At 38.0% G+C, this 13,753-nt stretch carries 12 protein-coding genes and 1 pseudogene; 4 read left to right on the top strand and 9 right to left on the bottom strand.

The window, feature by feature from the left end:
* Positions 1-24: 24 nt before the first annotated feature.
* Together C9J51_RS17580 and C9J51_RS17575 are read right to left on the bottom strand one after the other, a co-directional pair.
* The gene (locus C9J51_RS17580) at positions 25-492 is read right to left on the bottom strand and encodes an RNA methyltransferase (RefSeq protein WP_045037906.1); all 468 of its coding nucleotides are present in this window, start codon (positions 490-492) and stop codon (positions 25-27) included.
* Between the two features lie 122 nt (positions 493-614).
* Positions 615-950 (bottom strand): PBPRA1643 family SWIM/SEC-C metal-binding motif protein, encoded by a 336-nt coding sequence (locus C9J51_RS17575; protein WP_045040665.1) that lies wholly within the window; start codon positions 948-950, stop codon positions 615-617.
* Positions 951-1,569: 619 nt separating this feature from the next.
* On the opposite strand from C9J51_RS17575, the gene zwf reads away from it, so the two are divergent.
* From zwf to gnd, 3 genes are read left to right on the top strand one after another with little or no spacing between them, the layout of a single operon-like run.
* The gene (gene zwf / locus C9J51_RS17570; RefSeq protein ID WP_045037905.1) at positions 1,570-3,069 is read left to right on the top strand and encodes a glucose-6-phosphate dehydrogenase; all 1,500 of its coding nucleotides are present in this window, start codon (positions 1,570-1,572) and stop codon (positions 3,067-3,069) included.
* Positions 3,070-3,071: 2 nt separating this feature from the next.
* The gene (gene pgl / locus C9J51_RS17565; protein WP_045040664.1) at positions 3,072-3,797 is read left to right on the top strand and encodes a 6-phosphogluconolactonase; all 726 of its coding nucleotides are present in this window, start codon (positions 3,072-3,074) and stop codon (positions 3,795-3,797) included.
* Between the two features lies 1 nt (position 3,798).
* A complete protein-coding gene (gene gnd / locus C9J51_RS17560; RefSeq protein WP_045037903.1) occupies positions 3,799-5,247 on the top strand; it encodes a decarboxylating NADP(+)-dependent phosphogluconate dehydrogenase in 1,449 nt (482 codons plus the stop codon).
* Between the two features lie 80 nt (positions 5,248-5,327).
* Here the strand turns inward: gnd and C9J51_RS17555 are convergent, their stop codons facing one another.
* The 4 genes from C9J51_RS17555 to C9J51_RS17540 all read right to left on the bottom strand — a co-directional run bounded on the left by C9J51_RS17555 (position 5,328) and on the right by C9J51_RS17540 (position 8,989).
* Positions 5,328-5,624, bottom strand: a complete 297-nt coding sequence (locus tag C9J51_RS17555; protein WP_045040663.1) for a hypothetical protein — start codon at positions 5,622-5,624, stop codon at positions 5,328-5,330.
* Between the two features lie 326 nt (positions 5,625-5,950).
* Complete coding sequence (locus C9J51_RS17550) at positions 5,951-7,054, bottom strand: phosphoribosylaminoimidazolesuccinocarboxamide synthase (protein WP_045037901.1); 1,104 nt, start codon at positions 7,052-7,054, stop codon at positions 5,951-5,953.
* A gap of 215 nt (positions 7,055-7,269) precedes the next feature.
* Complete coding sequence (locus C9J51_RS17545; protein WP_045037900.1) at positions 7,270-8,034, bottom strand: metal-dependent hydrolase; 765 nt, start codon at positions 8,032-8,034, stop codon at positions 7,270-7,272.
* Positions 8,035-8,275: 241 nt separating this feature from the next.
* The gene (locus tag C9J51_RS17540) at positions 8,276-8,989 is read right to left on the bottom strand and encodes a DUF445 family protein (protein WP_045037899.1); all 714 of its coding nucleotides are present in this window, start codon (positions 8,987-8,989) and stop codon (positions 8,276-8,278) included.
* A gap of 217 nt (positions 8,990-9,206) precedes the next feature.
* Here C9J51_RS17540 and C9J51_RS17535 point away from each other — a divergent pair, with 217 nt between their 5' ends.
* Positions 9,207-11,525 carry an ATP-dependent helicase gene (locus C9J51_RS17535; RefSeq protein ID WP_107275257.1) on the top strand — a complete coding sequence of 773 codons (2,319 nt, stop codon included), beginning with the start codon at positions 9,207-9,209 and terminating at the stop codon, positions 11,523-11,525.
* 36 nt (positions 11,526-11,561) lie between these two features.
* On the opposite strand, the gene C9J51_RS19720 is transcribed toward C9J51_RS17535, so the two are convergent.
* The 3 genes and pseudogenes from C9J51_RS19720 to C9J51_RS17525 form a co-directional block, all read right to left on the bottom strand.
* Complete coding sequence (locus tag C9J51_RS19720) at positions 11,562-11,696, bottom strand: hypothetical protein (protein WP_258177816.1); 135 nt, start codon at positions 11,694-11,696, stop codon at positions 11,562-11,564.
* A 300-nt stretch (positions 11,697-11,996) separates the two neighbouring features.
* Positions 11,997-13,253, bottom strand: a complete 1,257-nt coding sequence (locus C9J51_RS17530; protein WP_045040662.1) for a dicarboxylate/amino acid:cation symporter — start codon at positions 13,251-13,253, stop codon at positions 11,997-11,999.
* Positions 13,254-13,627: 374 nt separating this feature from the next.
* Positions 13,628-13,753, bottom strand: a pseudogene (locus C9J51_RS17525) (S-(hydroxymethyl)glutathione dehydrogenase); the annotation flags it as partial.

Below are 13,753 nucleotides of genomic sequence, written 5' to 3'. Positions count from 1 at the left end.
AGTGGTTTTTTATAAGTAAAATACTTATTTATGGTTTGAGAAGTTATTACCCTTTGCCATACGATCATATAAAATCACATTAACTGCCGCAGCAAGATTCATACAGCCTTTGGTTGGAACATAAATAGTTTCACGACAAAAATCAGTAATTTCTTTTTTCAATGTGCCATCTTCTGGACCAAAAATATAAAAAGCACGTTTGGGATGCTTATATTCAGGCAGGGGTTTAGCATCATCAATTAAATCCACGGCAACAGGTACGCAGCCAACAGGAATGATTGCTTTTAGATCTTCAACACCAATCAAAGGAATATCAAGCGCAACATTTTTGGTATCAGTACAAAATTGTGCCGCATGATCATAACGCGTACCAGTATAAAAGACAGAGTTGACACCATAACAGCCCGCTGCACGCATAACTGAGCCGACATTTTCAGGTGTTTTAGGGTTAAAAAGGCCTACGCAAGAGTAACCCTGACTTTTTTTGCTCATATGTACATCTACTTAAGAAATTGAATCGAGATTGTATACCTAAATGCGATATTTTTGCAGTAAGGATAGTTATTTAGGAGAGAACAAAACAGGAACTGAGGTTCCTGTTTTTGTATGAGGTTTTATTTACCGCAACATTTTTTGTATTTCTTGCCGCTGCCACATGAACAAGGGTCATTGCGGTTAGGTGTCTTGTCAAACATTGTCGTTATTGGTTTGTTTAATGTTGCCGTTAATTCTGTAATATCTTCTTCAACGTCAGCATTGATTGTAAATGTTGCGAAAAGCTGTTGCTCTGCAAGTTCTACTTCTAGCTCTTGTTGGCGTGCTTCTGTGTTCACGATCAATGTGAGTGGGTTGGTTTCCGTGCCAAGCTTAGTTTCGCGCTTCGTATTGTAGCCACAGCTGCTGTGCTTTGGTTTTTTTTCGATGCGGCCTTTATAGAAAAATTTAGACATGGGATAACCTGTTTGCTATGAAATATTAGCGGCATCATTGATTGAATGAGTACGCTTAATAACTAAAAAGCCACCAAATTTAAGGTGGCTGAAATTGCGGGCATAATAACCGCCATTGTGTGCGTTATCAAGCATTGAGCTAAAGCTTAAGTAATAAAAGTAAATGACCATACGAACGAATAATGTGGTATTCGATATTTACTTATCTACGGTTATTGAAGTAATCGATTGCATTGGTGGCGTTTTCTCTTCACACTTAAACGGTTTAATTAAGATCAGTAGCGTAGTCGTGAGTGGTTAGCATTTATTCTTTCAATGAAAAAACCTATCAAATTAATAGGTTTTTTCGTCTATCACTGCTGATAATAATTGTTAATATACTCAGTATATACAGAATAAGCAGTGATAAATTGTCTGATATGTTAATGTATTAGCGATAAATGCGATGATTAGATGTAACATATTGACTGATAAGATTATTAATGTATAACAAAGTTTTCCAATTTTTATCACGAAAAATGCATAAAAAGTTGAAAATTACGGCATAATAACGCTCGTTATACCAAGCAATTGATTGCTATACCAGATCGAATGATCTGTAAATAAATGGGAACATTACATGGTTAAACCAGAAAATAACGCAATTGTAATTTTTGGTGCGTCAGGCGATTTGACTCATCGAAAATTGATTCCTGCGTTCTATCATTTATACGCTAATGGTTTATTGCCAGAAGATTTCGCTATTTTAGGTGTTAGTCGTACGGTATATAGCGATCAGGAATTTCGTGATAAACTGCGTTCTGCATTAGAAGAAAATGAAAAGACAGATGCAGCGATATTAACGGAGTTCTGCGAGCATTTATACTATCAAGCATTGAATACTTCCGATGCTGATCAATATACAGTATTAAAGCAACGTTTAGACATATTCAAAGATACTCATCATACTCAAGGTAATGCAGTTTTTTATCTTGCAACGCCACCTAGCCTATATGGTGTTATTCCTGAGTGCCTTGCGGCTCATGGTCTTAACGATGAAGCTGACGGTTGGAAAAATCTGATTGTTGAAAAGCCATTCGGTTATGATCTTGAATCTGCTATTTCGCTTGATAAACAAATTCATGCTTGTTTTCAAGAGCATCAAATTTACCGTATTGACCATTATCTGGGCAAAGAAACGGTACAGAACTTATTAGTTTTCCGTTTTGCTAATGGTATGTTTGAGCCATTATGGAACCGTAATTTTATTGATTACGTTGAAATTACAGCATCTGAAGCGTTAGGCGTTGAAGATCGTGGTGGTTATTACGATGGCGCAGGTGCTGTACGTGATATGTTCCAAAATCACTTATTGCAAGTATTAGCAATGGTCGGTATGGAATCACCAGCAGCAATCAATGCGGATTCTATTCGTGATGAAGTGGTTAAGGTGATGCAAAGCTTTAAGCCATTATCAGATGATGATCTACAGCAGAATTTAGTTTTAGGTCAATACACGGAATCTGATGTTCGTGGCAAACACCTTCCAGGTTATCGTCAAGAGCATGGTGTTGATGATGAATCTCGTACTGAAACCTATGTCGGTATGAAGATGTTTATCGAAAACTGGCGTTGGAACGGGGTGCCATTTTATGTTCGCACTGGTAAACGTTTACCGACGCGTGTTACTGAAGTCGTTATTCACTTTAAGAAAACACCGCACCCAGTCTTTGGCGCTAATGCACCAGAGAACAAATTGATTATTCGTATTCAACCTGATGAAGGTATTTTAATGAGCTTCGGCCTTAAAAAACCAGGTGCAGGTTTTGAATCTCAAGAAGTGTCAATGGACTTCCATTATGACAAACTTGAATCAATGAATATGTTGACTGCTTATGAGCGTTTATTGTTAGACTGTATGAAACAAGATGCAACATTGTTTGCCCGTACTGATGCAGTAAAAGCATGTTGGAAGTTCGTACAACCGATTCTTGATTATAAAGAACAACCTGAGCACCTATTTGGTTATGCTGCGGGTACTTGGGGACCTAAAGAAGCGGATGAACTATTAATTAATGATGGTCGTCAATGGCGTTTCCCATGTAAGAATTTAGCTAATACTGATTATTGTGAGTTATAAGCATGATGAATTATAAAGTATTTGCGACACCACACGATGTAGTGATTTCTCTTGCTGAAACAATGCAAGCGATGAGTTTACAATCGCAAGCGGTACATATTTCATTATCTGGTGGAAGTACCCCAAAATTGTTATTTAAAGCGTTAGCGCAAGCGCCTTTTGCTGAAAATATTCAATGGGATCATCTTCATTTTTGGTGGGGTGACGAACGTTGTGTTGCTCCAACCGATGCTGAAAGTAATTTTGGCGAAGCGAATGAATTGTTATTCAAACACATTACAATTCCTGTTGCGAACATTCACCGTATTCGTGGTGAAGCTGAGCCGATTGCTGAGTGTGCACGTTTTGCCACAGAAATGGATGCAGTGATTCCACATAAACAAGGTTTACCTGCATTTGATTGGATTTTATTAGGCATGGGTGGCGATGGTCATACTGCTTCTTTATTTCCATATCAGACTAATTTTGATGATCCTGCATTAGCAGTGATTGCCACTCAACCACAAAGTGGTCAGCAACGCATTTCAAAAACGGCACGTTTACTTGAAAATGCTGACCGTATTACGTATTTGGTATTGGGTGAGAGTAAGGCTGAGGTCTTATCTGAAATAAATAGTACACCGTCGGATGAACTTGCTTATCCGGCAGCAAAAATTAAAGCCTCTCATGGCGAAACAGAATGGTATTTAGATGCAGCAGCAGCAACGTTGCTAGCACAAGGAGAATAATATGAAAGGCGATATTGGTGTTATTGGTTTAGCGGTTATGGGTCAAAACTTGATCCTTAATATGAATGACCATGGTTTTAAAGTTGTTGCGTTTAACCGTACCGTTTCTAAAGTAGAAGAATTCCTTGAAGGTCCTGCAAAGGACACTAACATCATCGGTGCTACGTCATTAGAAGATTTAGTTTCTAAGTTAGAATCACCACGTAAAATCATGTTAATGGTACGTGCTGGTGATGTTGTTGATGCATTTATAAATAAGCTTGTACCACTGCTTGATAAAGGCGACATCATAATTGATGGCGGTAATTCAAATTACCCAGACACTAACCGCCGTGTCGCAGAACTTGAAGCGAAAGGTTTATTGTTCGTAGGTTCTGGTGTTTCTGGTGGTGAAGAAGGTGCACGCTTTGGTCCTTCAATCATGCCTGGTGGTTCTGAAGCAGCATGGCCTGCAATCAAACCTATCTTCCAAGCAATCTCTGCAAAAACAGCAGCTGGTGAGCCTTGTTGTGATTGGGTGGGTAAAAATGGTGCAGGTCACTTTGTTAAGATGGTTCACAATGGCATCGAATATGGTGACATGCAGTTAATCAGCGAAGCATACCACTTCATGAAGTCTGGTTTAGAGCTGTCTCATGATGAAATGCAAGCTATTCTTCAAGAGTGGAATAAGACTGAGTTAGATAGCTACTTAGTTGAAATTACAGCTGAAATTCTTGGTTATAAAGATGAAGATGGTCAGCCTCTTGTTGAAAAAATTCTTGATACTGCGGGCCAAAAAGGTACAGGTAAGTGGACCGGTATTAATGCACTAGATTTAGGCATTCCACTAACACTTATTACTGAAGCAGTATTTGCACGTTGTGTTTCTTCAATGAAAGAGCAACGTGTTGAAGCTGAAAGCTTATTTGGTAAGACAATTGCTAAGATTGATGGCGATAAGAAAGAGTGGGTTGATGCATTACGTCAAGCACTACTTGCATCAAAGATTATTTCTTATGCACAAGGCTTTATGTTAATCCGTGAAGCATCAGAAGAGTTTAACTGGGATCTAAACTACGGCAACGTGGCACTTATGTGGCGTGGTGGTTGTATTATCCGTAGTGCATTCCTAGGTAATATTCGTGATGCATACGATACAAACCCAGAAATCAAATTCCTAGGTTCAGATACTTACTTTAAAGATATTCTATTAAACAGCATGCCAGCATGGCGTAAAGTAGCATCAAAAGCGATGGAAATTGGCCTACCAATGCCAACAATGACATCAGCATTAACCTTCCTTGATGGCTACACAACAGCAAGCTTACCTGCGAACATGATTCAAGCGCAGCGTGATTACTTCGGTGCTCACACCTATGAGCGTATTGATCAGCCTCGTGGTCAGTTCTTCCATACGAACTGGACGGGTACTGGCGGTAATACAGCATCTACTACTTACGACGTATAATGTCTAAGTAATCGATATAATTAAGCCATCGTTTTTACGGTGGCTTTTTTTATGCATGATGTATTGTGATGAATCTAGATTTAACTTGCTATACGTTGGCAATAGAGTAATGCGCGTAATTCCATATTTTCAGCTTCAAGCGCCACTATTTGTTTATGAGCTTCTGTGCGCATATCTTCATTTGTTTTTCGTGTTTTTTCAAAAATATCGCTCAGGGCACTAAACAATTCTTCTCCAGCAAGCAGCATCTCTTTACCGCTGATTTCAATATTATAAGAACGTAATAAATCACGGGCATAAGTGGTTAAGTCACCTTTGGCACGACCGATTTCTTTGTCAATTAATGGGCAAGTGTGAGGGTAAGAGAAACCTGACATATTCTGTACCTTTAAAGTCAAATATCCATAAAATATAATTGTTATAAACCTCCATGCCTATAAGATGATTTTCGCTCACATTTTCAAATTGATCAATATATGCACAATAAGTTTGCTAAAAAACAGCTAATTAATCAGATTTTGTTTGTTTATAAAGCGTTTTTGGTGGTTTTTTATTTTTAATTGATGGGAAGGGTAAAGATAAAAGTATGCCATTGTAGTCATAAATACCCCCAACACCGTAATAATGAAGGGGGTGTGCATGGCTTTATGGTGATTAACATACCTTTGAATGATTAAGGTATGTTAAGGGGTCTTGATGAGTGTTAATCAATTAATTGATATTCTTGGCGCAAGATCTCAATAATTTCATTTTTTGGATCTTGGCTTAGAGTAATCGGTTGTCCGGTGATTTTTTCTGCGATATTAGTGTAGATTTTAGATATCTGCATTAATATATCTTGAGGTAAAGCATTGTCTGCGGCTAGTGCAAAACGTTCAGGCATGCGTTCTTTATTTAATAAAACATCTGGATCTGGAAAGTAATTCAGTAATACTTGACGGAAATCTTCTTTCGAATTCTCAACAATCTGTCCGTCACGATAAGCGGCACCATCCCAAATTCGTGATGAATCTGGTGTACCCACTTCATCCATATAGATAAGTTTTTCATTTCCGCTAGCATCTGTAACGTAGCCAAATTCAAATTTAGTATCGACAAAAATTTGATCTAATTTTGCTAATTCGTGACTAATAACTGTAAAACCATCGGTTAATAGTTTTTCGTAATAGTTAATATCATCAGTATTTCGGAAATTAAAGGCTTGGTAGTTATTGATGAGATCTTGACGAGTCACGTTAACATCATCAGCTTCAGGTACATTAGGAATGTCTTTTAGGATACCTTTGGTTGAGGGGGTCATTAGAAGCTCTGGAAGCTTTTGATCTTTTTCTAGGCCTTCTGGTAGTTCGATACCACAGAAATTGCGTTCACCTTGCGTGTATGACCGCCACATTGAACCTGTGATGTATTGACGACAAATAGCTTCAACCATTACCGGTTTTGCTTTTTGTACAATCCATACAAAAGGGTGAGGGATATCAAGAATATGACTATCGGCTAACCCATTATCTTTAAATAGTTTAAACCAATGATTTGAGATTGCATTGAGTGCCGCGCCTTTTCCAGGAACACCTTTCAAACCACCTTCACCATGCCAAATACAGTCAAATGCAGAAATACGATCACTGATAATCATAATAGCAAGAGGCGCATCAGGTTGAACGTTGTAGCCTTTTTGTTGAATTAAACGACGACTGTCTGCATCTGTTAGCCAATAAACAGAGCGTACTTTTCCACTATGAACGGGTTTGTCGGTACGGATGGGAAGGTCGTTATTGATGGCAAGAACTTGATTAGCAAGGCTCATGGTGAAATTCCTATTTCAAAATGATGGCATCGAAATACAGAGTGTTTAAGATAAACGTTACCTCAAGCACTCATCTTATCCAGCATAATACTCGGTTCATTGTTCGACTACCAGCAAAAAAGCAAACGATTGCTTTTGGGTTTTAAAATGCTTTAAATGTAAAGTATGGCGGTGGGATACCATACTTTATTTTATGAAGTAGTGTTTATTGGGGATTAGAAACGTTGATAAAAAGCATGCAAATCACGGGGCGTAATATAAAACATGTGCAACAACCATTGCTTAGTATCATTGAGATTGAACCAAACAGGCGTAAATTGGAAATGACTCCAATTAGTGACAACTTGTAATGCTCCATCATAGCTTGGCGCTAGATCAAATAAGATAACAATGGCGATAACCTGAGCAAGGCTAATAAATGGTTTGGTAAAGGCAAATGGTTTAAGTGCTGTACCAAATGATGATTTAAAGCGTTTATTTGACAGATCGACGCTGTATATTTCATCTAAAACTAAATGTACGATGCCGCCAAGTAACACAAACCCGCCAGCAAACCAACTGTCTGTCGCTGTGTGGCCGAGTAAAACGCAGATATGTACGCAACATAGCGCAATCAGGGTCACAAATGAAATAGAGTGACATGCGCCACGGTGAACCGTACAACGGTCAAATACCGCTTTGCCAAAATAACGAATAGTAATAAATAATGATACGACATAAAGTATTAATTCAACCATGGCTACATGGGTATAAATATGGCTGATGAGTAAAAAACAACAAAATCCGGCTAAGAGTGTAAACAATGCTTTCATTGACGTGGAATGGTCTGAATCTATGTCAGGTAAAAGCCCACCGATGGTACCAAAAAAGGTCATCCATAGTGCAATGCTGGGGCTAATATGATCAGCCGACAACAATGTGGTTGCTGTTAAGCCACTAACAATTGCTGCAATTGTGAAATGGGTTGAGAAATTTGCCAAGAAAAATGAATTCCAACTGGATACATATACAGGTATTTATCACTGTTAGTTATCATAGTTCAATATTTATCACACTTTTAGTGCAATTTATGAAAGCAATTGAGTGAAAAAGAATCAGTTTAGTGTTTTGTTGCAATTAGAATGGATAAATTACTTTATTAAATAAGAGCCGGAAAGTGTGAAGAGAGTAGCTATATACATGATAAAAAAGTAATAGCTACTCGTCATTAAAGTGCTGTTATTAACCGGCAATCAGCGCTGAAATAATACCGATAATACCACCAAAGACACCGCCCCAAATAACCAGCCAACCAAGGTGTTCGCTGATCATTTTTTGAACCATTTCCTTGACCATTTTAGGGGTTAGTTCATTTAAACGCTGGTCAATAATATCTTCAATTTTACTTTCAATATCATTTAATGTTTCAGGTTTCACGAGTTGTTGTTTAAGTGCGGCTTTAAAATCATCTTGTTGACTGATTTCTGTTACTGATTGCTGCATTTTTTCAATAAAAGGTTCACGTAATGGCTCCATGGCTTCGGGGCCACCCATCATGGTGATCATGCCGCCAAATGATGAATTCATAATAACATCAAGTAATGAATCAAATGTTGGCGCAAAATTAATTTTTCCGATAATGGGTTGCATATCTAGCGCTGTGGATTGATCAGTATCTTGGTTTAAAAAGCGGCTAATATTCTGTTGAGTAAAAAACTGTTCCATCATTAATGCTTTTATAGCGGCTTTAAAGGCTTCAAATCGGGCTGGGATAACACCTGAACCATAAAGACCGGGTACTTTTTCAAATAACATGTAGATGGCAAGCCAGTTTGTTAATGCACCGGAAAAAGCAAATAAGCCACAGTAAAGAATGATATGTTGATTGCTAATATAACCAATAAATAAAAGGAGAAGAGAGAGGGCATTAGTCATGAAACTTTTGTTTTTTAGCATGTGTAGTTCTTAGTAGTTATAACACCGATAATTACGGTCATAGGGTGATCAGTAAATAGCATTTTGCCATTGATAATTGGGGCAAATTCTAACAACAGAAATAGACTAACGCTACATTTGTGTTCACTCACTTCAATCGTCGGTTTACGATTTAAACTTTACATGGCAATTGCTATACTCGCTCGCTATGCGTTTATTGCCTTACTGAGTATTTTTAATGACCCGTTTTACTGCTGAACAAACTGCCTTTATTCATCATCAGTCAGGTAATGCACTGTGTGTAGCTGGCGCTGGAACGGGAAAAACAACAACCTTAGTGGGGGTTGTTGAACATAAATTACAATCGATAGCAGCAGAGCAGATGCTGGTATTAATGTTTAACCGCGATATTCGCACTGACTTTAAGGAAAAACTGGCGCAGATCCCGTTAGCTGCGCGCGTACCTGTCCATACCTTTCATAGTTTTTGTTTTCAGTTATTAAGACAGTCGGGTTATTTATCGGCGACGGGTTATCAGATTGATTTTAATAATGGTGACAGTGATAAAACCATTGCTAAACTTGTCTTACGTCAAATGGCAGCGCAAGAGAAATCGTATCAAAAGCAGCAGACGTTTAAAGATCCTCGCACTATTGAATTGCTAATGAGCTTCATTGGATTAGTGAAAGCGCATATGTTGCCACCTAAAGAAGTCTTTGATCTGTCTGAAATTAACAGAGAGTATGCCTTTATAATTGAAGCATTTTGGAATTTTGAAACTGTACGTAAAGAGCGTAAACAATTATTTTTTGATGATTGGCTAGTTGAAACCATACAGCTTTTAAAAAATGATAAGGCTCTGCGTCATTATTATCATCAGCAGATTCAATTTATGATGGTTGATGAATTTCAAGATATTAATACTGCGCAATATCAATTATTAAAATTATTATTATCACCACAAGCACAACTGGTAGCCGTGGGCGATGTTGATCAATGTATTTATAAATGGCGGGGCAGTGCTCCACAATTTATGCTTAATTTTGAACAGGATTTTGCGCCAGCTATGACGTACAGTTTGTCGCATACGTTTCGATTTGGGCATAGTTTAGCATTGGCTGCGAGCCATTTAATTGCCAATAATAAACAAAGGTTTCATGATTTTCAGACTATTGCTCATGAATCAGTTGCTGATACACCCGTTGAAGTGATTGGTACTGCGCGTCAAGTGGGTGAAATAGCGCAATCAGTGGCTGATTTTATTCAGCAAGGTGGTCAACTTGCTGAAGTTGCTATTTTGGTTAGGCGTTGGTCACAAGCGATGCTATTTGAGCTGGCTTTTTTAACTAAGAAAATCCCTTACCATATGCCTATTGGTTCGGTACTGGCCCATAGTCGTGAAGTAAAGTTGTTAATGGATATTATGATATTAGCAACTGGGCGTTTTTTAACGTTAGTGGATAACGATAAAGCCAATTTATTGTTTAATTTATTGTCATTTCCACACTGCTATGTGCCAAATAAAAGTTTACGACCATTGTGTGAGTTTTTATCACAGCGACCAAGTAGCGAATGGCCTGCATTAATAAAACAAACTGAAAAAATTCAACCAACACTTAATTTAGAAACTTTTAGCGATCGGATCGAATTGTTATTAATGCTGCAACGCAAAGGCAATTTTAAAGCGCTGGCGGTTTATAAGCAATATCGTCGAGACAGTGAGCTTGATAATTGGATCTGGAAAACAGAAGCAACCGCAACAGAAATAGAAGAAGCGGTTGAGCGCTTAGACAGTGTTGAAACCGTATTAGAGTCAATGGATCAAAATTGTGAGAAGGCCTTACAGTATTTTGAATATTATACTCAACAGTCTGCGGCTGAAAATCAAGCACAACATAATAATAGTGTACAACTCACGACAATATTTAGAGCAAAAGGTTGTGAATACAGTCAGGTGCATTTACCTTATTGGGATAAAGATGCCTTTCCTTATGTAAACCGATCATCATTAGGTATTTCAGCTGATACCGAAGAGGAGCGTCGGCTTGCTTATGTAGCGATAACACGCGCCAAGCATAGCGCTAAAATATATTATACGGTTGAGAATACCAAGAAAGATCATTATGTTCGTAAAGATAAAAATGCCAGTCAATTTATTCTAGAATCAAAGGCCGATGTTGCTCAGGAAATTGGCCCTCAACTTTATCATGATGGTGAGCTGCCATACCATAAATCACCTGTTGTGCAGGGGTATTATCGTCGGTTGTCACGTATTGATGACATGCAATTACCGCCGAAGGTCGCTGCTATTTCTTTGCCTGACATCAATGCAGCAGGAGAAGGTGCTTATAGCTATGAATGGGCATTGCAACAGCCGATGTCGGATAAGGCAGAAAAGCTTATTCGTAGTATGGTGAAAGAGAAATCAAAGAAGTATTTAGAGACAGAAGTGATACGTATTATTCGAGACTTAAAACAAGCGGGCACGGAGAAACAAAAGGTACTCATTAATCGGCTGATTGTTGTTGCCCGTGCCAAGGCGCGCAAATATAGCTAAATATTTGTAATAGAGGAGTGCATTATGATTGGGTCATTAATGTTCGCGGTTAGATCGCGCTTCACGTTGACCAAGGTTCTGTTGAACTGCAAATTCAAGTCGTTCACGTAATTGACGTGACTTTGCTTCAGTATTGATCAACCCCAAGGATTGTAATAATTTTCTGACCATGATTAAAACCTATTAATTTACATTAAGACAATAAATCACACTTAATTATTTAGGTATGGTTGTCTTAAATTATTAGATAATTAACATCGTCCTTGAGCTTCCTATTGCTCCATTATATCGTCTGTTTAAGTAAACAGGACCCTATTGATATAAAGAATGTTAAAACTTTAATAAGCATAACGAATTAATTTGTATTAAAACATTATGCTTTTTGTTGATTTTATTGCATGATTTTTTTACTGTCAAAGTAATATTAAGCTTCAAGGTAAGAAGGGGATAAAATGCTAAATAAGACCCAGATCACACTTTTGTTGACTGGTTTTGCCATTTATCAACCACTAAAGCTGCAATTAAATCACCTTCAACATTGACTGCTGTTCGGAAAGTATCCAGCGGACGCTCAATAATTAATAGAATAGCGATTGCTTCTAGTGGAATACCGACAGCAAGCAGAACTAATTGCATACCAGACATTGATCCTGATGGCATTCCTGGGGCACCAATTGATGACACCATCGCCATAATGAAAATCATAATAAGCCCTGATGTTCCTAGCTCTATACCATAAAGTTGGGCTAGGAAAATGGCCGCAACACCTTCAAAAAGAGCTGTTCCATCCATATTCATGATCGAACCTAACGGCAATACCATACTACTGGTAGGCTGCGATATACCTAAATCTTCTTGCGCTGTTTGTAATGATAACGGCAATGTAGCAGAGCTTGATGATGTGGCAAATGCCATCGCCATAGGGGCTGAAAGGGCGCGAAATAAGGTTGAATATTTAATCCCTGTGAACACTTTCGCCAGTAATGGTAATACGATGCCGCCGTGCACTAAGGTCAGTGAAAAAACTAATAAAGCAAATAATGCTAATTCACCAAAAATACTATTGCCACTTTGTATTGTAAATTGAAAGACAATTGCAAATACGGCTAAAGGTGCCAGCTTTATAACCGCAGAAACGACGCGATTAATCGCAATATTGAGCCCTGAAATAAGCTCAAAAACAGGATGCTTTGATGGTAAGCTTGCTAATAGTGCAACACCAAGTAACAGGGCAAAAACAACAATGGCTAATAGGTTGGTAGTTGCTAGCGCTTGAAATGGATTCACTAATGCCATGCTAAATAATTTCTCAGCAATCGCACCACCAGAAGAAGCACTATTATCAATTAGCTGAACATGGTTACCAATGGTGACTTGGGCGGTGTCTATTAAATGTGGCCATTTAGGGATAGCAAGTGAGATGCCAAGGCCCAAGCAGATCGCGAGTGTTGATGTTAAGCTATAGAAGGCAATTGTCTTATAACCTAATGTTTTCAAACGAGATGTAGATCCAATGCTCGTAATGCCTTGTAACAATGAAAATAAGACAACGATACCGACTAACATTTTAAGTAAGCCGATATATGTTGTTTTAGTCAGCATCAATAATTTGAATGTAGTGGAATGCTCAAAATTAGCAGATAAGGGCAATAAAGAGGCAAGACTCCATGCTAATAGAGCGGCAATCATTAATTGAAAAGGTAACGATTTGAATAGACGACGGTTCATAGAAAAGGTCTCTGTTCGGTGTTCGTTTCGTAACGATAAAATAAAAAGAAGAATTTGGTATTAAAAGGCTTATTAGTTATTTTGGGTTTACATATAGAGCGCCTAATCCAAAGGATGCGTTAAATATAAATTGTAGTGTAAAAATAAAAACGCTCTGACACAGAATGTCAGAGCGTGGCAAGGGCCATACTCAATTAACGATTATTTGGATAATATCCAAATAAAGTAGAAGAAAACTAAAATATAGTATCGTTAATGAGTTAATTGCTAATCCATTAGCGTGTGGTATTGGACAAGTGAAAATACAAAACACATCATTCCCTTCACATATCATAATACAAAGGGAATGTTGCTTTAATCGAGGAAGTAATTACTTACTTATCGAAGTGAATAACCGTACGGATACTCTTACCTTCGTGTAATAGGTCAAAAGACTTGTTGATGTCTTCTAGGCCCATGTTAAATGAGATGAAATCATCAAGCTTGAATTCACCCGCCAT

Source organism: Photobacterium iliopiscarium, from assembly GCF_003026395.1.
Classification (GTDB): domain Bacteria; phylum Pseudomonadota; class Gammaproteobacteria; order Enterobacterales; family Vibrionaceae; genus Photobacterium; species Photobacterium iliopiscarium.
This window is presented reverse-complemented; position numbering and strand designations above follow the sequence as displayed.

Bases quoted from the DNA above. Each gene is read 5' to 3' on its own strand.
- C9J51_RS17540 (WP_045037899.1), bottom strand. From the start codon at position 8,989: ATGCTAAAAAACAAAAGTTTCATGACTAATGCCCTCTCTCTTCTCCTT.
- zwf (WP_045037905.1), top strand. From the start codon at position 1,570: ATGGTTAAACCAGAAAATAACGCAATTGTAATTTTTGGTGCGTCAGGC.
- gnd (WP_045037903.1), top strand. From the start codon at position 3,799: ATGAAAGGCGATATTGGTGTTATTGGTTTAGCGGTTATGGGTCAAAAC.
- C9J51_RS17535 (WP_107275257.1), top strand. From the start codon at position 9,207: ATGACCCGTTTTACTGCTGAACAAACTGCCTTTATTCATCATCAGTCA.
- C9J51_RS17575 (WP_045040665.1), bottom strand. From the start codon at position 950: ATGTCTAAATTTTTCTATAAAGGCCGCATCGAAAAAAAACCAAAGCAC.
- C9J51_RS17550 (WP_045037901.1), bottom strand. From the start codon at position 7,054: ATGAGCCTTGCTAATCAAGTTCTTGCCATCAATAACGACCTTCCCATC.
- pgl (WP_045040664.1), top strand. From the start codon at position 3,072: ATGATGAATTATAAAGTATTTGCGACACCACACGATGTAGTGATTTCT.
- C9J51_RS17580 (WP_045037906.1), bottom strand. From the start codon at position 492: ATGAGCAAAAAAAGTCAGGGTTACTCTTGCGTAGGCCTTTTTAACCCT.
- C9J51_RS17555 (WP_045040663.1), bottom strand. From the start codon at position 5,624: ATGTCAGGTTTCTCTTACCCTCACACTTGCCCATTAATTGACAAAGAA.
- C9J51_RS19720 (WP_258177816.1), bottom strand. From the start codon at position 11,696: ATGGTCAGAAAATTATTACAATCCTTGGGGTTGATCAATACTGAAGCA.
- C9J51_RS17530 (WP_045040662.1), bottom strand. From the start codon at position 13,253: ATGAACCGTCGTCTATTCAAATCGTTACCTTTTCAATTAATGATTGCC.